The organism is Arthrobacter sp. Soil782 (genome assembly GCF_001428435.1).
Classification (GTDB): Bacteria; Actinomycetota; Actinomycetes; order Actinomycetales; family Micrococcaceae; genus Arthrobacter_D; species Arthrobacter_D parietis.
In genome coordinates this window covers 32,982-53,315 of the sequence record NZ_LMSO01000008.1, presented here as the reverse complement: position 1 = coordinate 53,315, position 20,334 = coordinate 32,982, and the positions used below count along the sequence as shown (strand labels likewise).

At 63.1% G+C, this 20,334-nt stretch carries 21 protein-coding genes and 1 riboswitch; of the genes, 14 read left to right on the top strand and 7 right to left on the bottom strand.

What is annotated here, in order from left to right:
* Position 1: 1 nt before the first annotated feature.
* The 6 genes from aroA (at position 2) to ASH00_RS09560 (ending at position 6,295) form a co-directional block, all read left to right on the top strand.
* Positions 2-1,336 (top strand): 3-phosphoshikimate 1-carboxyvinyltransferase, encoded by a 1,335-nt coding sequence (gene aroA / locus ASH00_RS09585; RefSeq protein ID WP_056548015.1) that lies wholly within the window; start codon positions 2-4, stop codon positions 1,334-1,336.
* The gene (gene rsgA / locus ASH00_RS09580; protein WP_056548012.1) at positions 1,333-2,454 is read left to right on the top strand and encodes a ribosome small subunit-dependent GTPase A; all 1,122 of its coding nucleotides are present in this window, start codon (positions 1,333-1,335) and stop codon (positions 2,452-2,454) included. Before aroA ends, rsgA begins: the two co-directional genes overlap by 4 nt.
* A 174-nt stretch (positions 2,455-2,628) precedes the next feature.
* Positions 2,629-2,832: a cold-shock protein gene (locus ASH00_RS09575; protein WP_026545912.1), complete on the top strand. Its 204-nt coding sequence runs from the start codon at positions 2,629-2,631 to the stop codon at positions 2,830-2,832.
* Positions 2,833-3,042: 210 nt separating this feature from the next.
* Positions 3,043-3,867 (top strand): histidinol-phosphatase, encoded by an 825-nt coding sequence (gene hisN / locus ASH00_RS09570; RefSeq protein WP_056548009.1) that lies wholly within the window; start codon positions 3,043-3,045, stop codon positions 3,865-3,867.
* Between the two features lie 68 nt (positions 3,868-3,935).
* Positions 3,936-4,050, top strand: a riboswitch (SAM riboswitch).
* A gap of 95 nt (positions 4,051-4,145) precedes the next feature.
* Positions 4,146-5,444: an aminotransferase class V-fold PLP-dependent enzyme gene (locus ASH00_RS09565; protein ID WP_082566051.1), complete on the top strand. Its 1,299-nt coding sequence runs from the start codon at positions 4,146-4,148 to the stop codon at positions 5,442-5,444.
* A 92-nt stretch (positions 5,445-5,536) separates the two neighbouring features.
* Complete coding sequence (locus ASH00_RS09560) at positions 5,537-6,295, top strand: class I SAM-dependent methyltransferase (protein ID WP_056548005.1); 759 nt, start codon at positions 5,537-5,539, stop codon at positions 6,293-6,295.
* Here the strand turns inward: ASH00_RS09560 and ASH00_RS16880 are convergent.
* Positions 6,292-6,456, bottom strand: a complete 165-nt coding sequence (locus ASH00_RS16880; protein ID WP_200954787.1) for a hypothetical protein — start codon at positions 6,454-6,456, stop codon at positions 6,292-6,294. The genes ASH00_RS09560 and ASH00_RS16880 overlap by 4 nt on opposite strands.
* Before the next feature lie 152 nt (positions 6,457-6,608).
* On the opposite strand from ASH00_RS16880, the gene ASH00_RS09555 reads away from it, so the two are divergent.
* From ASH00_RS09555 to ASH00_RS09525, 7 genes are all read left to right on the top strand, one after another.
* Complete coding sequence (locus tag ASH00_RS09555) at positions 6,609-7,520, top strand: metal ABC transporter substrate-binding protein (protein WP_082566032.1); 912 nt, start codon at positions 6,609-6,611, stop codon at positions 7,518-7,520.
* On the top strand, positions 7,517-8,293 hold the full coding sequence (locus ASH00_RS09550) for a metal ABC transporter ATP-binding protein (protein WP_056548002.1): 777 nt from the start codon (positions 7,517-7,519) through the stop codon (positions 8,291-8,293). The genes ASH00_RS09555 and ASH00_RS09550 overlap by 4 nt, the downstream gene beginning before the upstream one ends.
* Positions 8,294-9,172: a metal ABC transporter permease gene (locus tag ASH00_RS09545; protein ID WP_056547999.1), complete on the top strand. Its 879-nt coding sequence runs from the start codon at positions 8,294-8,296 to the stop codon at positions 9,170-9,172. It begins immediately after the preceding gene.
* Position 9,173: 1 nt separating this feature from the next.
* Positions 9,174-9,899 carry a metal-dependent transcriptional regulator gene (locus ASH00_RS09540; protein WP_056547995.1) on the top strand — a complete coding sequence of 242 codons (726 nt, stop codon included), beginning with the start codon at positions 9,174-9,176 and terminating at the stop codon, positions 9,897-9,899.
* Complete coding sequence (locus tag ASH00_RS09535) at positions 9,896-10,294, top strand: fluoride efflux transporter FluC (protein ID WP_056547992.1); 399 nt, start codon at positions 9,896-9,898, stop codon at positions 10,292-10,294. The genes ASH00_RS09540 and ASH00_RS09535 overlap by 4 nt, the downstream gene beginning before the upstream one ends.
* Positions 10,291-10,689: a fluoride efflux transporter FluC gene (locus ASH00_RS09530; protein WP_056547989.1), complete on the top strand. Its 399-nt coding sequence runs from the start codon at positions 10,291-10,293 to the stop codon at positions 10,687-10,689. The genes ASH00_RS09535 and ASH00_RS09530 overlap by 4 nt, the downstream gene beginning before the upstream one ends.
* A gap of 72 nt (positions 10,690-10,761) precedes the next feature.
* A complete protein-coding gene (locus tag ASH00_RS09525; protein WP_056547984.1) occupies positions 10,762-11,862 on the top strand; it encodes a carboxylate-amine ligase in 1,101 nt (366 codons plus the stop codon).
* A 4-nt stretch (positions 11,863-11,866) separates the two neighbouring features.
* Here ASH00_RS09525 and ASH00_RS09520 read toward each other — a convergent pair whose 3' ends face one another.
* The 5 genes from ASH00_RS09520 to ASH00_RS09500 are packed head-to-tail and all read right to left on the bottom strand — an operon-like array spanning position 11,867 to position 18,815.
* Positions 11,867-13,591, bottom strand: coding sequence for an alpha-glucosidase (locus tag ASH00_RS09520; RefSeq protein WP_056547981.1), 1,725 nt, complete (start codon positions 13,589-13,591; stop codon positions 11,867-11,869).
* On the bottom strand, positions 13,588-14,481 hold the full coding sequence (locus ASH00_RS09515; RefSeq protein WP_056547978.1) for a carbohydrate ABC transporter permease: 894 nt from the start codon (positions 14,479-14,481) through the stop codon (positions 13,588-13,590). Before ASH00_RS09515 ends, ASH00_RS09520 begins: the two co-directional genes overlap by 4 nt.
* Positions 14,481-15,371: a carbohydrate ABC transporter permease gene (locus ASH00_RS09510; protein WP_056547976.1), complete on the bottom strand. Its 891-nt coding sequence runs from the start codon at positions 15,369-15,371 to the stop codon at positions 14,481-14,483. The genes ASH00_RS09515 and ASH00_RS09510 overlap by 1 nt, the downstream gene beginning before the upstream one ends.
* Positions 15,368-16,645, bottom strand: coding sequence for an ABC transporter substrate-binding protein (locus ASH00_RS09505; RefSeq protein ID WP_082566031.1), 1,278 nt, complete (start codon positions 16,643-16,645; stop codon positions 15,368-15,370). The genes ASH00_RS09510 and ASH00_RS09505 overlap by 4 nt, the downstream gene beginning before the upstream one ends.
* A 10-nt stretch (positions 16,646-16,655) precedes the next feature.
* A complete protein-coding gene (locus ASH00_RS09500; RefSeq protein WP_056547971.1) occupies positions 16,656-18,815 on the bottom strand; it encodes an alpha-galactosidase in 2,160 nt (719 codons plus the stop codon).
* 130 nt (positions 18,816-18,945) lie between these two features.
* Between ASH00_RS09500 and ASH00_RS09495 the strand changes: the two genes are divergently transcribed.
* Entirely contained in the window at positions 18,946-20,085 is a 1,140-nt protein-coding gene (locus ASH00_RS09495; RefSeq protein WP_056547969.1) for an ROK family transcriptional regulator, read from the top strand.
* A gap of 1 nt (position 20,086) precedes the next feature.
* On the opposite strand, the gene ASH00_RS09490 is transcribed toward ASH00_RS09495, so the two are convergent.
* Positions 20,087-20,311, bottom strand: coding sequence for a hypothetical protein (locus tag ASH00_RS09490; protein ID WP_157359080.1), 225 nt, complete (start codon positions 20,309-20,311; stop codon positions 20,087-20,089).
* Positions 20,312-20,334: the final 23 nt, after the last annotated feature.

Below are 20,334 nucleotides of genomic sequence, written 5' to 3'. Positions count from 1 at the left end.
CATGAGCGCGCTGTCCGCCGCACCGTCCGCCACATCTTTTTGGCCGGCACCGCACGCATCCGGTCCCATCGACGCAACAGTGGAGGTACCGGCGTCGAAGTCATTGACCAACCGGTACCTCATTCTCGCTGCGCTTGCGGACGGCCCGAGCAGGCTGCGCGCACCGCTACACTCGCGGGATTCCCTGTTGATGGTGGAAGCCCTCCGGTCGCTGGGTTCCACGGTGGAGGAGGTCGACGGCGACGGCACGTATGGGCCTGACCTTCTCGTTACGCCGATTCCGCCCGACGCGTCCGGGGATGCGAGCGTGGACTGTGGGCTGGCCGGCACGGTCATGCGCTTTGTTCCCCCACTGGCGGCGCTTCGTGCGGGACGCACCTCCTTCGACGGCGACCCTCACGCCCGCAAACGCCCGATGGGCGCTGTCATCAGTGCTCTCCGGGAACTTGGAGTGCAGCTGGAGAACGACGACGGCTCCCTGCCCCTCACGGTCGCAGGAACCGGAGCGGTAGAGGGCGGCACGCTGGTGATAGACGCGAGCGCCTCGTCCCAGTTTGTCTCTGCGCTGCTGCTCGTTGGCGCCCGCTTCACGGAGGGCCTCAACCTGCAGCATGTGGGCAAGCCGGTGCCGAGCCTTGACCACATCGCCATGACGGTTGCAGTGCTGCGGGAGGCCGGCGTGGTCGTCGACGATTCCATTCCGAACTCGTGGCGGGTGGAGCCCGGAACCATCAGCGCGTTCGATGTGCGCATCGAGCCTGACCTCTCCAATGCCGGCCCGTTCCTCGCCGCCGCCCTCGCTACCGGCGGCACCGTGCGTGTGCCGCACTGGCCTTCGGAAACCACTCAGGTCGGAGCGAAGTGGCTGACCATACTACCCCTGCTGGGCGCGGAGGTTGAGCTGACCGATGACTCCACTCTGGTGGTCCGCGGCACCGGGACGATCACCGGCGCCGAGTTGGCCGACACCAGCGAGCTGGCGCCGACCGCCGCTGCCCTGTGCGCGCTCGCCCGGACACCGTCGGCTTTGTCGGGCATTGGACACCTGCGCGGGCACGAGACTGACCGGCTCGCCGCCCTCGTCGCGGAGATCACCCGCCTTGGCGGTGATGTAGAGGAAACGGTTGACGGCCTGGTCATACGCCCGGCTCCGCTGCACGGCGGTCCTTTCCACACCTATGAGGATCATCGGATGGCCACGGCCGGCGCCATCCTGGGGCTCGCGGTGGACGGCGTGGAGATTGAGAACATTGCGACCACCGGCAAGACCATGCCCCAGTTCCCCGAGCTGTGGAAGGCACTCGCTGCCACCGCTGGTCCGAGCGGCTCTCGGTGACATCCGCCGGGTCGCGCCGCGGGACCGCTTCCTGGGATGAATCCGATGTTCGGATCCGGCCGAACAAGAAGGGTTCCCGGCCACGCACGAAGGACCGTCCGGCTCATGAAGATGCGGTGACCGGACGAATCATCACGGTGGACCGCGGACGCTATACCGCGGTTGTGGATGAGGACACCAACGCCGAGCGGGTTGTCATTGCCGCCCGGGCACGGGAACTCAGGCGGTCCCCCGTCGTCGCCGGAGATCTGGTGGCGCTGGTGGGAGATGTGAGCGGTGAACCGGACACTCTCGCCCGGCTGGTCCGGATTCAGGAAAGACGCACGCTGCTTCGCCGCAGCGCGGATGACACCGATCCGGTGGAACGCGCTGTGGTTGCCAACGCCGACCAACTGGTGATCGTGGTTGCGGCGGCGAATCCGGAGCCGCGCACGGGGTTCATCGACCGCGCGCTGGTTGCCGCCTACGACGCCGGTATTCAGCCCCTCCTCTGTGTCACCAAAGCAGACCTGAAGGATCCGTCGGATCTGCTGGCGAACTACGAACATCTTGACCTGCTCATCATCACCAGCCAGACTGCGTCCACACCGGACGCGGTGGAAACCACATCCGCTACCGGCGCCTCAGCGCTCCTCGCGCCCGGCGCCGTCGAGCAGTTGAAAGAGCTTTTGGACGGCAGAGTGAGCGTACTGCTCGGTCACTCCGGCGTGGGCAAGTCGACGCTGGTGAACGCGCTCACCGGAGCCAATCGGGCGACGGGCGGAGTGAACGCGGTCACCGGGCGAGGGCGCCATACCTCCTCATCGGCTTATGCCCTCAAAGGCGCAGACTCAGCACCCGGTACGTGGATTATCGACACTCCGGGCATTCGTTCCTTCGGCCTTGCCCATGTCGAGGCCGACCGCATCCTCGCCGCCTTCCCGGATCTTGCACCCGGCACCGAGGACTGCGAGCGGGGCTGCCGCCACGATGCCGCCGCCGTCAACTGCGGGCTGGACGGCTGGGTTGCGTCGGGCGCTGCCGGCGAATCCGGTCCGGTGCGCCTGTCTTCGCTGCGCCGGCTTCTCGGGGCGGGCGTCGAACCTTCCCAGGGTGCCAAGGAGCTGGGGATGCAGTGAGTGATGTGACTACGGCGCCGATTGCCTGCTAGACTGAACGGAGTTGTTGTGTTGCGCACGAATGTTAAGCCTTGATTTCTCTCCGGAGTTCGAAAGCTTTTTTTGCAGGCGAAATGAACACCGCGACAGGAACCCCGAAGTACGGGGGGATCCTCACACTCAAGGAATAAAAAAATGGCAACAGGTACAGTCAAGTGGTTCAACGCTGAAAAGGGCTTTGGATTCATCGCTCCTGACGACGGCGGCGCTGACGTTTTCGCTCACTTCTCCGCAATCAACTCCGGCGGCTTCCGCTCGCTTGAGGAGAACCAGAAGGTCAGCTTCGAGACCACCCAGGGCCCCAAGGGCCCCCAGGCTGAGAACATCTCCGTTCTCTAAGTCTCAGTTCTCTAAGTTTCAGCGCTTCAAGATTTAGCGCTCCAAGAAAGGGGACATCGGCTTCGGCCGGTGTCCCCTTTCTTACGTTTAACAGCACACCGTTCAATGACACCGTTCCTGTGCGTGCGTGAACCGATCGTAATCCAGCGTTGAGCGCGTCCGCTTCGGGACCTCCCGCATCTGTGCACCCTGACCATATAGGTTGAAAGTATGAACCTCCAGAGCTACAACGATGACCTCCGCCTTGCCCATGTAATGGCCGACTCCGTAGACGACCAGACCATGTCCCGGTTCAAGGCGCTGGATCTGGCGGTCGAAACCAAGCCGGACTTCACCCCGGTCACGGATGCGGACAAATCGGCGGAAGAGGCTATCCGCGGGCAACTCTCGCGTGCGCGTCCGCGCGATGCCGTACTCGGTGAGGAGTACGGCAGCAGCGGCGCCGGCTCGCGGCGCTGGATCATCGATCCTATTGACGGAACCAAGAACTTCGTCCGCGGCGTACCGGTATGGGCTACCCTCATTGCATTGGTGGACGAGGGCCGGCCTGTCGTCGGTGTTGTGAGCGCCCCCGCGCTCGGAAAGCGTTGGTGGGCTGCAACGGGCACCGGTGCGTTCATGGGTAAGTCTCTCGCGGCAGCCAGCCGGCTCCGGGTTTCGAGCGTATCCCGGCTGGAAGACGCCTCGCTCTCCTACTCGAACCTGTCCGGCTGGAAAGAGCGCGGCAACTTTGACGAATTCGTATCGCTCACCGAATCCGTGTGGCGCACACGCGCCTACGGTGACTTCTGGTCCTACTGCCTCGTCGCCGAAGGCGCTGTGGACATCGCCTGCGAACCTGAGCTGAACCTGTATGACATGGCCGCGCTGGTACCCATCGTCACGGAAGCCGGCGGTCGCTTCACGTCACTCGAAGGCTCAGACGGACCCTTCGGAGGCAACGCGCTGGCAACCAACAGCACACTTCACAATGATGTCCTGAAGCGACTGAACCCCTCGCTGGACGATCTGCTTCAGGAAGGTACCGGCGTCTGACGTGGTCGCTTAACACCAACGCGTAACACAAGGACCGGATATTCCCTGCCTGCTTTAGTCTGTTCCTAGGTCACGAGTGCCAGCGTTAAACCCCGGTTTGCTGGCCGGCAACCCTCCTTCCGCGGCGGGGTGCCCCGGGTGACGACCTGGCCGGGCCAGAACGTGGTTCGGCAAGCGCGGGGCCTGGTGAAGTAGGTCCCCTGAACCTACGTGGGGTACCTACTGTGAGCAACGCACTTCTCGAGAACAAACTTTCCGCTGCACCGCTGGCGTCCGTGATGGGCGCTGAGCTGCAGGCGCCGCTGGTTGACGGTACTGCCGTCCGTTACGTCAACCTGGACTATGCCGCTTCAACGCCGGCGCTGCAGCAGGTCAATGACTATGTGCAGAGCGTTCTTCCCTACTATGCGAGTGTGCACCGGGGCGCCGGGTACGCGTCGCAGATCTCCACCTCGCTCTACGAGAACGCACGAAGGACTGTACGGAACTTCGTCGGCGGCCGGGAAGATGATGCGGTCATCTTCACCCGTAACACCACCGATTCGCTGAACCTCCTGGCTGGATGCCTGCCGGAGGACGGTGAGGTTCTCTACCTCGACCTGGAACACCATGCCAATCTGCTGCCCTGGCTGCAGCTTCCCCATCGCGGGCTGGTCGCCGCGGGAACCATCGAGGAAACCCTCGCCGCTGTGGAAGAGGAATTGGCATCCGGAGAAATCAGCCTGCTTGCTGTAACCGGTGCATCGAATGTCACCGGAGAAGTTCTGCCCATCGACCGGTTCGCAGCGGCGGCTCATGCGCACGGCGCGCGGATCGTCGTCGACGCGGCTCAGCTCGCTCCCCACCGGCGGTTGGATCTGCTCCGCGACGGTATCGACTACGCGGCCTTCTCGGGCCACAAACTGTATGCGCCTTTCGGCGCGGGCGTCCTGGTCGGTAGAGGCGACTGGCTCGATTCCGGAAGGCCCCACCTCGCCGGAGGCGGCGCAGTGAAGACTGTGAAAGTGGACTCGGTGTCCTGGGCAACCGGTTCCGCGCGCCATGAGGGCGGGTCACCGAATGTGCTCGGTGCGGCTGCGCTGGCGAAGGCAACAGAGGCCATCGCTGGGTTGGATGAACCGGCCTGGCTTGCGCATGAATCAGAGCTGCGGGATGCCCTCGTGGAAGGGCTCTCCAACCTTCCCGGCATAGCAGTTCACCGCATCTTCGCTGACAGCACCGATGCGATCGGCGTAGTGAACTTCTCTGTCCACGGTTACGACGCCGGGCTGGTCGCCGCATATCTGTCCGCAGAACACGGGGTTGGACTGCGGGACGGGAAGTTTTGCGCTCATCCGCTGTTGAAGCGGCTGGGCCTGCCGTCGGGTTCGCTGCGGGCGAGTTTCGGGCTCGGATCACGGCAGGACGACGTCGACAGGCTGTTGACCGGTTTGCGCTCGCTTCTTCGGGATGGACTGGGCACTGACTATGCGGTCGACGCCGGGCGCTGGGTGCCCGCGGTGGAGACCCGCCCTTTCCCTGACTGGGCTCCCCCCACGCCGGGAACTGCCGGCGCCGCGCCCTGCACAACCGACTGAGCGCTGCGACCGCACTTCCTCGGCACGACGCTGCCTCCAACCGGGTGCTTTAATTGACGGGTTCCGTACCCGTCATGCGAGGAGTTGCCAACATGGGTGTTGGAGGTCCGCGCCTCGCCGAGCACCGCCGTCGTGAATTGGCGCGGGGCTACCTGCAGGAAAGTGACCGCTACGAGCGCGTGCGTCCCGGTTATCCCCAAGACAGCGTGGACTGGCTCATACCCGCCGGAGCGTTGCGCGCAGCAGACGTTGGCGCCGGCACCGGCAAGTTCACCCGGGAGCTCATCCGCCGCTGCCCGGAGGTGACAGCTGTTGACCCATCCCTGGACATGCTTGCAGTCCTCGGACAACAACTCCCGCGCGTAGCCAGAGTGCAGGGAACTGCCGAGGCATCGGGACTCGCAACAGCGAGCGCTGATGTACTCACAATCGCCCAGGCCTGGCACTGGTGTGATCCTGCTGCGGCAAGCCAGGAGGCCGCACGTGTGTTGGCGCCGGGGGGAAGATTCGCTCTCGTCTGGAATCAGCTGGACGTCAGCGTTGCCTGGATACACCGACTCTCCCGCATCATGCATGCCGGAGACGTTTTCCGGCCAAGCTACCGCCCTATGCTTGGTCCGCGCTTTTCGGAGCCGGAGTCAAGGGTCGTTCCATGGACGCAGGTTCTTCCGGTCTCGGACATCGTGGAACTTGCGCGCTCCCGCACCTACTACCAGAACGCATCAGCCGGTGTGCGCGCCAAGGTGGAAAACAATCTGTCGTGGTATCTGCACGATCACTTGGGGCACCAGCCGGACGCAGTCCTCGAGCTGCCGTACCTTACCTACTGCTGGCGGGCCGGCCGGCTTTAGCCCTCAGCGTCCGTCCCGTTCGTTTCCGGCCCGGAATCTGCACCCTCAGCCGGGTCCTGTGAGTGAGTGCCTGTGTCGGCGGGATTCTGAGCGCGATCCCCCTCTGCCGGCTGTTCAGAGTGCTCGCGCGGCACTTCCTCGTGTTGTGGTTCTTCGCTCATAACCCGACCTCCTTATAGTGGTCCCGCCGTGCCCTGCCGGCAACATACCGTTAGGCCCACCATGCCCTGTCGATTGCTCTCCTGTCGAGTGCCGTGGCTCCGGCTGCACAGGAGCAGTGGCGGCAGCAGCGTGATCGGGCTATATTTTCGGTATGCCGAAACTTCGGATTCAGGTATTCCTCATCCTGACAACGTTGGTGCTTGCAGGCTGCGGCACCCCACTTGTGGAGCGGACCAGTTCACAGAAGGACCCGCGGCCTGTTGTACTGACGACCTTTTCCGTTCTCGCGGACCTCACACGCTCGGTGGCAGGTGAGCATATCCGGGTTGAATCGATCACCAAGATCGGAACCGAAATCCACGGCTACGACCCCACTCCCTCAGACCTCGTCAAGGCGCAGGACGCGGATCTCGTCCTTGACAACGGCCTGGGCCTGGAGCGCTGGTTCGAACGTTTCGTCCTGTCCATCGATGCGCCGCACGTGGTGCTTTCCGAAGGCGTGGAACCCGTTGACATCCGTTCCGGCGATTACCAGGGACTGCCCAACCCCCATGCCTGGATGTCCCCGAAGGCGGCGCAAACGTACGTAGACAACATTGTTACGGCACTGTCAGAGCTTGATCCCGCACATTCCGGAGACTACCAAGCCAACGGCGCCGGCTTGAAGCGGGAACTCCAGGGCATGCTGACCGCTCTAAAGGATGCGTTCACAACAGGCGCTGCCACGCCGGCTCTGGTCACGTGTGAGGGGGCATTCTCCTACCTCGCGCGGGACGCCGGAATCAAAGAAGCCTTCATCTGGCCTGTCAATTCCGACACCGAGGGAACCCCCCGGCAGATCAGCGACGTCATCTCCTTCGTTCAGAAGCACAACGTGCCCACAGTCTTCTGCGAGTCCACCGTCAATCCGTCCGCGCAGCAGCAGGTTGCACGAAGCACCGGCGCTGAATTGGCCGGTCCGCTCTATGTGGACTCGCTGTCAGAGGGGAACGGACCGGTCCCCACGTTCCTCGACCTGCTCCAACACGACATCGACCTCATCATTGAAGGACTGACCCGATGATCCTGACTACCGGCGAACAGCCGGCCATCGCCGTCGAAGGTTTGGGCGTCCACTATGGAGACGTGACTGCGCTCCACAGCGTGAGCTTCACCATTGACCGCGCCCAAATCTGCGGACTGATCGGGGTGAACGGCTCAGGAAAATCGACCCTCTTCAAGTGCCTCATGGGGTTGGTGACGGCGCAGCAGGGAACGCTCTCGCTCTTCGGCCGAACGTCCACGGCAGCCCGCAAAGGCAAGCTCGTGGCCTATGTTCCGCAGGCCGAGGACGTGGATTGGGACTTCCCTGTCTCCGTCGCCGATGTCGTCATGATGGGGCGGTACGCTCACATGGGTCCGTTGCGGCATCCCTCACGGACTGATCGCGCCGCGGTGGCCGAGGCACTGGAGCGGGTCGGGTTGATAGAGCTTCGCAACCGGCAGATCGGGGAACTCTCCGGCGGGCAGAAGAAGCGCGCCTTCGTTGCCCGCGGAATCGCCCAGGACGCCCGGCTCCTTCTCCTCGATGAACCATTCGCAGGCGTGGACAAGGGCAGCGAGGCCACCCTCGTGGAGCTCCTCCGCGAACTGAAGAATGAAGGCCGGACGGTGCTGGTGTCCACCCACGACCTCGCCGGCCTGCCCCGACTGTGCGACCGCGCAATCCTCCTGCACCAACGGATCCTTGCCGAAGGAACCCCCGAGAATGTGCTCACCCATGCCAACCTCGCGCGCGCGTTCGGGCCTGCAGGCACTCTTGACTCTGCGGCGGCGCCTACCCGGGCGGGAGCCTAGATGGATCCCATCGCGTTCCTCCTCGAACCGCTGCAATACGGGTTCCTGACCCGCGCCCTGCTGGTGACGCTGGCGGCTGCCGTAGTCGCCTCGGTTCTATCCTGCTGGCTCATCCTGATGGGCTGGTCACTGATGGGTGATGCCGTTTCCCATGCAGTGCTGCCCGGGGTCGCGCTCGCCTACATCGTCGGTGTTCCGTTCTCGATCGGCGCCTTCATTTTCGGTGCCGGTGCCGTTGCGCTGATCGGAGCTGTGAAGTCGACCACCAGGCTGAAGTCCGACACCGTGATCGGTGTGGTGTTCACCGCTCTTTTCGCCGTGGGACTGGCCATCATTTCGCGAACGCCCTCGCAAGTGGACCTTATGCACATCCTCTTCGGCAACGTTCTCGGTGTCACGGACGGTGAGCTATGGCAGGTTCTGATCCTTGGTGCGTTGACCCTGGTGATCGTGCTGGTCAAGCGGCGGGATCTGACGCTGCTCGCCTTCGACCGCACGCATGCACACGTCATCGGGCTCAACACCAAAGCGCTGGGTGCGCTCCTGTTGGGATTGCTCGCCCTCAGCGTGGTGGTGGGGCTGCAGGCTGTCGGTATCATCCTCGTCGTGGCCATGCTGATCACGCCTGGCGCCACTGCTTTCTTGCTGACACGCAGTTTTGACCGGATGCTGATACTCGCTGTTCTGATCACTACGACCGCCGCGGTCTCCGGCATCTACGCGAGCTACTATCTCGACATCTCAACCGGAGCCGCAGTTGTACTTGCGCAGGCACTCGCGTTTTCAGTTGCCTACATCGCGGCGCCTCGGACTGGCCTCATCGCACAACTGAGACAGCGACGCCGGCGGGCCGGTTCACCGGCAAGGCAGGCTGTCTGACATGGCGTCGAAAGTGAGCACACCCGGCAGCGAATCCTCAAGTGTCCAGGACTATGTGAAGACCATCTACGCGCTCTCTGAGTGGCATGATGAGCCCGTGACATCATCGCGGCTCGCCGCCCGGCTGTCGGTTGCCAACTCGTCGGTCTCCGAGATGATCCGGAAACTGGCCGAGCTCGGGCTGGTGAACCACACACCGTACCGGCCCGTCGAACTCACTGCTGACGGTCGGCGCCTGGCCCTGGCCATGGTTCGGCGGCACCGGCTGATCGAGACGTTCCTGGTACGCGATCTCGATTACCGCTGGGACGAAGTCCATGATGAGGCGGAACTGCTGGAGCATACTGTCTCCGATACCTTCATCGACCGGCTCGACGCCCGGCTAGGCTTCCCTTCCGTTGACCCGCACGGTGATCCGATTCCGACGGCCGCGGGGGCGATCACCCTTCCCGACGCATTACCCTTGGACAGCTTCGACGATGGCCACTCCGGACGGGTTACCCGGATCAGCGATGAGGACCCACAGCTCTTGAGGTTCCTGGCGGCCGAAGACATTGGTATTGGTTCTCCGGTGGAGGTACTGGGGAGGACTCCCTTCGGCGGTCCGCTTCGGGCGCGCGTCGGCACCGGGACCGGTGCGCGGGACTTCAGCTTCGGTAAGGAACTCACCGGGGCCATCTGGGTCGAGTCAGTGGGCCGACACGCCGGCTGTAGCTTGGTGCCATGACCGCTCAACCGGATGCCCTTCCTGCACCTCTCGGCTGGAAGGTATGGGCCGCCGTCGCCATGGGAGGCTTCGCAGGAACCGAGGCACGATATCTGCTCGGCCTGCTCTTTCCCGAGCCGCCCGGCGCGTTCCCCTGGACCACGCTCGCGATCAATGCGGGTGGAAGTTTCCTGCTTGGCTGGCTGACCGCGCGCTGGGCAGGAACCCGCGGGCCGCGGGAGTTGCGGGCGGGGTTGGGGCCCGGCCTCCTTGGGTCATTCACAACCTTCTCCGCGGTTTCGCTTGCCGCGGTGATCGAGCCGGCGCTGATGGTGCCGTACGTCGCGTTGTCGCTCGCGCTCGGTGTATCGGCCGCTGCCGCCGGAATCATCGTCGGGCAGAGGCGGGCGCCATGATGACTGCGGCTCTGGTGGGCCTTGGAGGAATGGTCGGCGCGCTGCTCCGCTTCGCCGTCGACACAGCGTATGAAGCGCTCCGTGCACGACGGCGGCAACCGTCTTCGCTGGTGCCGCCCTTTCCCGTGGGAACGCTGGTGGTCAACATTCTTGGATCGGGTGGAATCGGCGTCCTTTGGGGACTGCTGCTGAACTCTGCACTCAGTAGCCCCGTCTACACCGCGCTCAGTGCGGGACTGGCCGGTGGGTTCACCACGTTCAGCACCTTCACTGTCGCGGCTGTTCTCCTGTGGCGGGGCAGGAGGCGGGTGGCCGCCGTCGTTCATGTGCTTGCACATACCGGATGCGGGCTGGCCGCGGCATCGCTGGGACTTCTGTTGACCGGCGCTGTATGACGCAGGAAAACACAAGTACAAAGCTGGCTGACTAGACTGGGGTGGATCCGTGAACGCATCGAAAGGCGCTCCATGACCACGCTGGGAATCGAAGAAGAGTACCTCCTGCTCCATCCCGAATCGGGGTTGCCCGTCTTCAATGCAGCGGACGTCCAGGCACTTCTCGAATCCGGCGGCGCAGTCAGCGGCGAGGATATCCAACGCGAATTGCTGAGCTGCCAGATCGAAACCGCAACGCCGGTGTGCCATACGCTCACCGAAGCGGAGGAATCGCTGCTGAATTTCCGGCGGCAACTGGCGGCAGCGGCGCGGAAGTCAGGAGTTCGGGCCAGCGGATCGGCAACGGCTCCCCGCATCCAGGAGGGGTACCCCGAGCTCACTGATAAACAGCGCTACCACGAACTGAAATCGAGCGCCCGCGGGATCGTAGCGGACCAGTTCGTTAACGGGCTTCATGTGCACGTGTCCATCCCGGACAAGGAAACCGGTGTACAGGCGCTCAACCGGATCCGACCCTGGCTTCCCATCATCACTGCGTTGAGCACAAACTCTCCGTTCTGGCTTGACCGGGACAGCGGCTTCTCCAGCTGGCGGACGGTGCACTACCGTCGTTGGCCGGTACAGGGCATTCCACCGATTTTCGCGGATGCTGCGGAGTACGAGCGCCGGATCGAACGCCTCGTTGATACCGGCGTCATCATCGACCGCGGGGTTCTCACTTGGGTTGCCCGGCTCTCCGACAGCTACCCCACCCTGGAGGTTCGCACAGCAGACGCACAGCTGGAGGCGCAGGACTCCGTGCTCATCGCCGGTCTGGTGCGCGGCCTCGTCAGCACAGCGGTCAGCGATGCCCTGAACGGCACGCCGTATCCGGATCCCGACGCCGAGTTGCTGGATGCGGCACAGTGGCAGGCCGCGCGCCAGGGGCTGAGCGACGTCGTCGTCAATCCACTGACCGGAAAGCTGACGCCCGTCCGTGAACAGCTGGACCGCCTGCTCGAGTACGTCGGCACGGCACTGGAGGACGCGGGCGATTCCCACTGGATTGAAACCGGCCTCAAGACGGTGTGGGAGCGCGGTACCGGCGCTGTCCGCCAGCGCCGCGCAATGGAACAAAGCGGTGTCACCGGGCTGATTGACCTTTACACCGAAACGCTGATCGCCGAACGCTGAACGTTCAGTCAGTACGGAGGATCCGCACTTCCCAGGGTCGAAGCTCAGGTGTGGGATCGCCGTCGTAATTGCCGAGGATCAGTGTTCCGCCGCTGACCCGATCCCCTAGCTCTGAGTCTTCGGGCAGGCTCAGCGTGTCACCCGAGACGTTGCCGACAATGAGGAGCGACGCGCCGTTCAGCGTGCGGGTGAAGGCGTAGAGCGTTGGATGGTCCTCAGCGAGCATCGCAAATTCGCCGAGGCGGACTGTTTCGTCCTTGTGCCGCAGTTCGATGAGCTGCTGGTAGAACCGGAATACCGAGTGTTCGGCTGCGCGGTCCGTGTCCGCATTGACCATCGGATAATTCGGGTTGACCGCAATCCAGGGCGTGCCTCTTGTGAAGCCTGCCTGCTCCCCCGCCGTCCACTGCACTGGCGTACGGGCATTGTCCCGGCTCATGATGCGCAGGTTTTGCAGCACTTCCTCTGGTTCGTGGCCCAGCGGTCCGGTGGCCTCGTAGAAGTGGTTGATGGACTCGATGTCCCGGAAGTCCTTAACGCTTTCGAACGGAGCGTTGGTCATGCCGATCTCCTCGCCCTGGTAGACATACGGCGTCCCGCGGTGCAGATGGAGCAACGCGGCCCACAGGGTGGCCGATTCGTAGCGGAAAGCCTCGTCATTGCCGAACCGGGAGACCAGGCGCGGTTGGTCGTGATTGTTCAGGTACAGGCTGTTCCAGCCTGTACCTGCCAGTCCCTTCTGCCAGCGGTTCCATGAGGTCTTGAGATCACGAAGGTCCAGTCCCTTGTAGTCCCACTTGCCGCCTGGCCCGTGATCGAGGCCGACGTGCTCGAACTGGAAAACCATGTCAACCTCGCGGCGGGCCGGATCAGTGAAGAGCTTCGCCTCGTCGATGGTGACACCTGGCATCTCGCCGACCGTGATGAGCTCGGCTTTCCGCCCCTCGAAGACCTCGCGGTGCATTTCCTGCAGATAATCATGGATGCGGGGTCCGGACACGAAATACTGGGAGCCGTCGCCCCACAGTTTCCCGGGCTGCACCGGGCCGTCCGGCAGCGCAGGGTCCTTGGAGATGAAATTGATGACGTCCATCCGGAAACCGTCCACTCCCCGGTCGACCCACCAGTTCATCATCTCGTAGACAGCCTGGCGTACCTCCGGGTTCTCCCAGTTCAGGTCCGGCTGCTCGGGTGCGAAGAGGTGCAAATAGTACTGGTTCGTGGCGGGATCCAGTGTCCAGGCCGGACCGCTGAACGCCGAGCCCCAGTTGCTCGGCTCGGCGCCCTTCTCCCCGGCATCGAAGCCCTCCCGTGCGTCCCGCCACCAGTACCAGTCCCGCTTGGGGTTGTCGGTCGACGACGCCGACTCCACGAACCACGGGTGCTCGTTCGATGTGTGGTTTACCACGAGATCCATCACCAGCTTCATCCCGCGCCGGTGCACGCCCTCAAGGAGCTCGTCGAATTGCTCGAGCGTGCCGAAGGTCGGGTCGATTCGGCGGTAATCGCTGATGTCATAGCCGTTGTCATGCTGCGGCGAGGAGTAGATCGGGGAGAGCCACAGGACGTCCACGCCGAGTTCCGCGAGATGGTCGAGTTTGCTGATGATCCCGCCAAGGTCCCCGATTCCGTCTCCGTTGGAGTCGGCGAAGCTGCGCGGGTAGACCTGATAGACGACGGCGCCGGTCCACCAGGCGGGTTCGGTTTCAGGACTGTTGGTGGTGCTCATTTGGTTGATCCTCTCATCACACCGGAGATAACCCATCGCTGTGCGAAGAGGTACACCAGAAGCAGTGGCGCCATGGCCATCAGGTAGGAGGCGAACGCCACGGAATAGTTGGTGTTGAACTGGCCCTGGAAGACGTACTGGGCCAGGGGCAGGGTTTGAGCCGACGGGTCGGAGAGTATGACCAGCGGCAGCATGAAGTCGTTCCAGGCCCACAGGCAGGTGAGAATGCCGACCGTGGCGTTCATCGGACCAAGAAGCGGGAAGATAACCTTCCAGAAGACCGTCCAGGTGCTGGCGCCGTCGGTGATCGCCGCTTCTTCGAGCTCCATCGGGATGGACCGAATGTACGCGACGTAGACGAAGATATTGAAGGAGAGGCCGTACACCGTATAGAGCAGGATCAGGCCGATCTGATTGTCCAGCCCGAGAAGCGCAGTCTCCTTCACCACCGGAAGCATGATGATCGGGAAGGGTACAAAGAGCGCTGCGATGAAGTAGAAGTACAGCCCCTTGAAGAGCTTCCGGTGCATGTTGCGGGCAATCGCATAAGCCACCATGGAGTTGGTGAGCAGCGTCAGCAGCACTGCCCCCACTGTAATCAGCGCGCTGTTCATGAGCGCCTGCGGGAAGTCGGTCAGGGTCCAGGCCTCGGCGAAATTGCTCCAGGCCGGAGTGTCCGGCAGCCCGAATCCGGAACCACCCAGCTCATCGGGGGTCTTAAGGGCAGTTACCACCGTGAAGTAGAGCGGAATGAAGATCGTCAGTGAGAGCACTGCTACCAGCGCGGTCAGCCACCAGTTGATCTGCCGCCGGTCGGGACGGTGGACGCGTGAATCGCGTCCGTCATTCCCGAGGGTACTTCGCTCGGCGGAGTAGGCAGTTGCAGTCATTAGAACGAGGCCTCCCTACGCTGCAGGATGCGCAGCTGGATGAACGAGATGGCAATGATGACGAACAGGTAGATCACTGCGTTGGCGGTTTGGTATCCGTATTCGCCACCCTGGAATCCACCCCGGTAAATGAGCACGGAAATCGACTCCGTGGACGTCCCCGGTCCGCCTCCGGTCAGGGAGATGATCTGGTCGAAGACCTGGAGGAAGTTCTTCAGCGACAGGACCATGTTGATGGTGAAGAACGCACCGATCAGGGGAAAGGTAATGGTGCTGAACTGCTTCCAGGCTGAGGCGCCGTCAAGCGACGCCGCTTCGTAGAGCTCACCGGGAATGGTCTGCAGACCGGCCAGGTAAATGATGATGTTGAAGGCCGCTGCCTGCCAGACCGAGAGGATGACGACGCCGATCCACGCTGTATCCCCGCTGGCCAGGATGCTGCTCGTGAGCGCATTGATTCCGAGCGCTTCGGCGATGGCCGGCACGGAGTTGGAGAAAAGGTAGTTGAAGACATACCCGACGATCAGGATCGAGAGGATGTTGGGGATGAAGAAAATCCCGCGGAATCCCGTCTTGAACTTGATCCGGCTGTTCAGTGCCATGGCCACCGACAGGGCGATGATGTTCACTGCGACGGTGGAAACAATGGCGAACAGAAAAGTGAAGCCATAAGCGTTCAGGATCCGTTCATCACGGAACAGGTTGATGTAGTTGCTGAGCCCGATGAAGGACCATTCTCCGTAGCCGGCGTAGTTAGTGAAGCTGTAGTAGATGCCGGTCAGCACCGGTACGGTATGAAAAATCAGGAAGAGCGCGAATGCCGGCAGAACCATGATGTAGAAAGCGCGTGGCAGCTTCTTCGCAGGCCGCGCCAGGGTGGGAGAGCTCATGATCGTGCCTCCTCACGGGTGATGGTACGCTCGGCAATCTTGTCCCATTCACTGTCCATCTTCGCGAGGAAGCTCTCCGTGTTTCCACTGAGGACAAATTCCTGGAGGTAGGCCGGCAGGGGAAGGCTGGGCGGGATCTGGTGGTCGATGAATCCAATGATTCGGCCGCTCTCGAAGTACGGGGCCAGCCCTTCGAGGGCGGGATCCGTGTTGGAGGGGCTTTCACTCAGCGGCGAGAAGGTGCTCTGTGCTTCCGAGTACCGTTCGACGATGTCCGGTGACATCATGAACTCGACGAAGCGGCGTGCTTCTTCCGGATGCTCAGTGTCTCGTCCAATTGAAAGTCCGACATCGACACCTGAAACCACGACCGTGTCCTGCGGATCGTTGGTGGCCGGGTAGGGAAACGTGCCGATGTTGACGTCGGGGTTCGCGGCTCGGATGGGCGGTATGGCGTAGCTGCCCTGCAGGTACATGGCGGATTCCCCATTGGCGAAAGCTGCGTTCCCTGCGTTGTAGTCCCTGCTGGGCGAGTTTTCCTGACCATAGGAGAACAGTTTTGAAACCTTTTCCATGGCTTCTTCGTACTCAGCAGAGAAGGACGTCTCGTCCTGCCGCAGCGCGTCGTAGAAACCTACCGGCTGGAGGGCCCCGCCAAGGTTCACGAAAGCGGGGCTGACGGTCCAGCCGTCCTTCAGCGTCGTGTAGAAAGGGGTAACGCCGTTAGCCTCGAACATGTCGGCGAGCGCCACCAGTTCATCCCACGTTCCCGGCACCTCGGCACCGTACTCCTCGAACATGTCCTTGTTATAGATGATCCCGCTTGCGTTGTTCGCGAAAGGTAGCGCGTTGATCTCCGAGCCGTCGCAGCTTCCGAGCTCCTGCACAATGTCCTGCACCGCGGGAAGGACCGTCTGCGCGGAGGGCATGTCCGTCAGGTCGGCGAAGACGCAGGCCTCGGCGAGCAGTCCATAGTTCCCGTTTGCATTCAGCGTCAGCACATCCGGTGTCTTGTTCTTGACCAGTAGCGTGCGGATTGCCGTGTCGGCGTCCGGGACATGGTTCTGGACTACGTCGATATCGGGGTTGGCAGCTTCGAAATCAGCGATGATTTCCTCGAAGTTGCCCACCGCCTCGGGTTTGAACTGAAAGAAATCGAGCGTGACGACGTCGTCATTCCCGCTGGCGGGAGTGCAGCCGGACAGCGTCAACGCTGCCAGCGCGGCCGCCGATGAGGCCGCCGCCAGTTTCCTTCGTGTAGCGGAATGCTTCACGAATATCTCCTTAGGGTGTGTGGTCTAGCTCTGGTGTCTGTGCCCGGACTTCGATGAGGACGGACTGCTCGGGGAAAAGTACGGGCGCCTGGACGCCGAGTGCGCCCAGAAGCCGGCCGCTCATGGCAAGGGGTGCGCCGTTGCGGGCGGTTTCGACCCAGGCAAGGCCGGATTGGCCCTGGTCCTCGTAGTCGAAAGCAGCCGGTGTGATGCTGTAGGTAGTCGTGGGATCAAGCCCGGGAAAGGTGATTCGGCCGGGCGGGTAGGACGCGCTCGAACCCGTGAGCGAGTAGCCGTACAGGGCGCTTCGCTTGTCGCGCGCAACAACGCCACGCAGGTCCATTGACGGGTCCGGGAGATCCGCGTGCAGGGTCGTCCCGGTGTGGAGGACATCTCGCCAGCGTTTGTGGAGATCGATCCAGGAACCGAGCCGGCCAAGTTCTTCGGCCGTGAGGTTGGAGATGTCCCATTCCACGCCGAAGTGACCGAAGATCGCTGTAGCGGCACGGAATGAGAGGGCGTGTGTGCGTCCGGTTGAATGGGATCGGGGACCGCCCACGTGCATGCCCATCAGCTCCGGTGGAACCAGGAGCCCGGTGTGTTTCTGGTTGACCAGCCGTTCGATGGGGTCGATGCAGTCACTCGTCCAGATGCGGTCGGTGTGACGCAGGATCCCCATGTCCACGCGTGCGCCGCCTGACGCGCAGGACTCGATCTCCAGCCTTGGATGACGTTCCTTCAGCTCGGTCATGAGCCGGTAGACGGCCACCACATTCGAATGAACGACGGCGGCACCGCTCGTCGCGTCTGCGGCTTCCAGCAGGTCGCGGTTATGGTCCCACTTGATATAGGCGATGTCATTGGTTCTGAGCACATCATCGATGCAGGTCAGGACGTAGTCGTACGCTTCCGGGATCGCCAGGTTGAGCACCTGCTGCTGGCGGGCGGCGACCGGCAGCCGTCCCCGCGTCTGGATGATCCACTCCGGGTGATCGCGGGCAAGCTTCGAGTCCGGGTTTACCATCTCCGGTTCGAACCAGAGCCCGAACTCCATCCCCAGGGAGCGCACGTGATCGATCAGCGGGGAAAGGCCATCCGGCCACACTGTTTCATCAATGAACCAGTCTCCCAGACCCGCGGTGTCATCACGGCGGCCGCTGAACCAGCCGTCGTCGAGCACATAGCGTTCGATGCCCGCCCGGGCAGCCCTGTCCGCAAGCGCCTTCAGAGTGGGAAGGTTGTGATCGAAGTAAACGGCTTCCCAGGTATTGAGCGTGACCGGCCGCGGCCGGCCGGGGTGTTCCGGCCGGCCGCGGAACTCGGTGTGGAAGCGGGACGCAAGTTCATTAAGCCCATCGCCCCAGGAACCGAACGCATCCGGAGCCGCGTAGGTGGCGCCGGGAGCCAGCGACATTTCCTGGGGCAGCAGGAGCTCGCCGCACGCGAGGAATCGATCGCCGGACGGGGTCTGCTCCACAATGTACTGGTGGTTCCCGCTCCAGGCCGTATGCACCGCATGCACGCGCCCGCGTTCGAAGCCGAATGCCCTCTCCCCTGCTGCAACGAGAACGGTTGCGTCTGCACCGGGGCGGCCGCGCCTGCTCTCGCGGTGATACGAACCCGTGGTCAGGTTGTGTCGCTGAGGTGCTCGTTCGCGCAGATGGCGCCCCGTGTGGTCGAGGACTTCCTGCGCAGTGTCGGGAAGGGGGAAAAAGGCGAGGAGGGAACGCACCTCATACTCATTCGCGCCGGTGTTTGTCACCGCAAGCCGCTGGCGCAGGAGTCCTGCTTCCGTGAGGGTGAGCTGTACATTGAGGGCGAGGCCGGCGTCGTCGTCGTTCGCCGTGATGGTGAGTTCGTTTTCGCCGGCGGTCAAGTTTGTCACCTGGAAGGCAGGGGTCAGGAATCCGCCGCCGCGTTGTCCGGTGAACCCCGGAGTGCCCTGCCAGCCGTAGGACTCCTGCGGGATCAGCGTGAGACGCGCAGGGGTGTCAATACTCCCGGATACCCGCTGCGGAACGGAGGCCGAGGCAAGCGCCGCCAGCTCGGCAGCCGGGCATTCACCGAGCGCCGGCCCCCAGTACAGGATGGACGGCAGCCCGGCGGTGGAGGTGTCGACGATGACGCTGGTGCCGCCGCGGGCAAGATGGAGGGGACGTGATGAATGCATGCAATAATTTTTATCTCAGAAATAAGTAAGTGTCAATCGTCACATCCGTCTCCGGATTCGTGTGTTACGGATCCAGAAACACCAGCTATATTTTCGTTACGAAAACTACTCTACGGTGAAAGGTACGCTAATGAACGTGGTCGCGTCCCTTTCTCCTGACAGCCCCTCCCGTCTGCTTGCCAGGGAGGTCCTGATCGGCGGTCCGCTGTCCCGGGGCGAATTGTCGCGGCGTCTTGGCCTCTCTGTGGCGAGCCTGACGCGCCTGAGCAAACCGTTGATCGAAGCCGGAATTCTGCAGGAGGGACGCGAAGTAATCGAAGGCGGAGTCGGTCGTCCCACCAGGCCACTCGAGGTGCCGGGCGGCACGCACCGGTTCATCGGGATCAAACTCACCGGCGCCGCCGCGTCCGGTGTGGCAACGGACCTGCGGTGCCAGACAGTTGCCGCTGCCGAGGAACCGCTCGTCACCCACGCTGTCGCCGACGTCGTTGAAGCGATCGTCTCCGTGGTCGGCAGGCTGAACGAGGGCCAGGTGGCGGACGGCATCGGGATCAGCATCGGCGGCAAGGTGAGCGACGACGGCACGGTGCTGCGGGCACCCTTTCTGCATTGGCGCGATGTGCCGCTCGGTTCCCTGGTTCAGGAGCGAACCGGCATTCCGGTCACCGTGGAGAACGACGTCGTTGCCCTCACCGTGGGTGAGCAATGGTTCGGGGCAGGCAGGGGTATCAGCAACTTTGCGGTGCTTACCGTGGGGGCGGGCGTGGGCTACGGCCTGGTGATCAATGACCGGGTCATTGCCCCCGTGGATGCCGGGCTGGGCCTCGTGGGGCATTACCCCGTGGACTCCGCCGGCCCACTGTGCCAGGAAGGTCACCGCGGGTGCGCTGGGGCTGTGCTCACCATGACGGCCATCAGTGGCCAGGTGCGAATGGCCACCGAAGAGGAGTGCACGTACGACGAGGTCCTGCAACGGGCGCGAAGCGGGGAAAGGCTCGCCTCGCTGGTGGTGAAGAACGCAGGCGCTGCCCTAGGTGTGCTCATTGCTGCGGTAGCCAACCTCACCATGGTGAATTTGGTGATCCTGTCCGGTGAGGGCGCAGCTTTCGCCGACATTGCATCCGAGGAAATTACGGCGTCCATACGTATTCACCGGGACCCCGAAGCCGCCCCGGTCCACCTTGCTCGTGAACCAACCGACTTCGGTCAGTGGGCTCGAGGCGCCGCAGCGGTGGCGATCCAGAGCTCGATCCTTGGGCCGACGCGCTGACTTACCGCCCCTCGTTGCGCCTGATGAGGCCTACGATGAGGCAGATCAGTCCAGTTGCCAACGGAAGCAGCGTGTACAGCGTGTGCGTTCCACCGACGTAACTCATGATGAAGATGTATATGAAGGTCGCGATGACGAGCACCATACCGACCGCGATCAGCGCACGGCCGCGGTGCGGAGGCGGAAGCGGGGGCAGCCACGACGGGCGGCCGTTCATCGAACTCACGTGTTCAGTCTACGTTCGAGGGT

Coding starts and splice junctions, on each gene's coding strand:
- ASH00_RS09515 (WP_056547978.1), bottom strand. CDS start 14,481: ATGACTGCAACTGCCTACTCCGCCGAGCGAAGTACCCTCGGGAATGAC.
- ASH00_RS09525 (WP_056547984.1), top strand. CDS start 10,762: ATGACCACGCTGGGAATCGAAGAAGAGTACCTCCTGCTCCATCCCGAA.
- ASH00_RS09500 (WP_056547971.1), bottom strand. CDS start 18,815: ATGCATTCATCACGTCCCCTCCATCTTGCCCGCGGCGGCACCAGCGTC.
- ASH00_RS09495 (WP_056547969.1), top strand. CDS start 18,946: ATGAACGTGGTCGCGTCCCTTTCTCCTGACAGCCCCTCCCGTCTGCTT.
- ASH00_RS09520 (WP_056547981.1), bottom strand. CDS start 13,591: ATGAGCACCACCAACAGTCCTGAAACCGAACCCGCCTGGTGGACCGGC.
- ASH00_RS09560 (WP_056548005.1), top strand. CDS start 5,537: ATGGGTGTTGGAGGTCCGCGCCTCGCCGAGCACCGCCGTCGTGAATTG.
- ASH00_RS16880 (WP_200954787.1), bottom strand. CDS start 6,456: ATGAGCGAAGAACCACAACACGAGGAAGTGCCGCGCGAGCACTCTGAA.
- aroA (WP_056548015.1), top strand. CDS start 2: ATGAGCGCGCTGTCCGCCGCACCGTCCGCCACATCTTTTTGGCCGGCA.
- ASH00_RS09535 (WP_056547992.1), top strand. CDS start 9,896: ATGACCGCTCAACCGGATGCCCTTCCTGCACCTCTCGGCTGGAAGGTA.
- ASH00_RS09545 (WP_056547999.1), top strand. CDS start 8,294: ATGGATCCCATCGCGTTCCTCCTCGAACCGCTGCAATACGGGTTCCTG.
- ASH00_RS09565 (WP_082566051.1), top strand. CDS start 4,146: ATGGGCGCTGAGCTGCAGGCGCCGCTGGTTGACGGTACTGCCGTCCGT.
- ASH00_RS09530 (WP_056547989.1), top strand. CDS start 10,291: ATGATGACTGCGGCTCTGGTGGGCCTTGGAGGAATGGTCGGCGCGCTG.
- ASH00_RS09550 (WP_056548002.1), top strand. CDS start 7,517: ATGATCCTGACTACCGGCGAACAGCCGGCCATCGCCGTCGAAGGTTTG.
- ASH00_RS09555 (WP_082566032.1), top strand. CDS start 6,609: ATGCCGAAACTTCGGATTCAGGTATTCCTCATCCTGACAACGTTGGTG.
- hisN (WP_056548009.1), top strand. CDS start 3,043: ATGAACCTCCAGAGCTACAACGATGACCTCCGCCTTGCCCATGTAATG.
- ASH00_RS09510 (WP_056547976.1), bottom strand. CDS start 15,371: ATGAGCTCTCCCACCCTGGCGCGGCCTGCGAAGAAGCTGCCACGCGCT.
- ASH00_RS09575 (WP_026545912.1), top strand. CDS start 2,629: ATGGCAACAGGTACAGTCAAGTGGTTCAACGCTGAAAAGGGCTTTGGA.
- ASH00_RS09540 (WP_056547995.1), top strand. CDS start 9,174: ATGGCGTCGAAAGTGAGCACACCCGGCAGCGAATCCTCAAGTGTCCAG.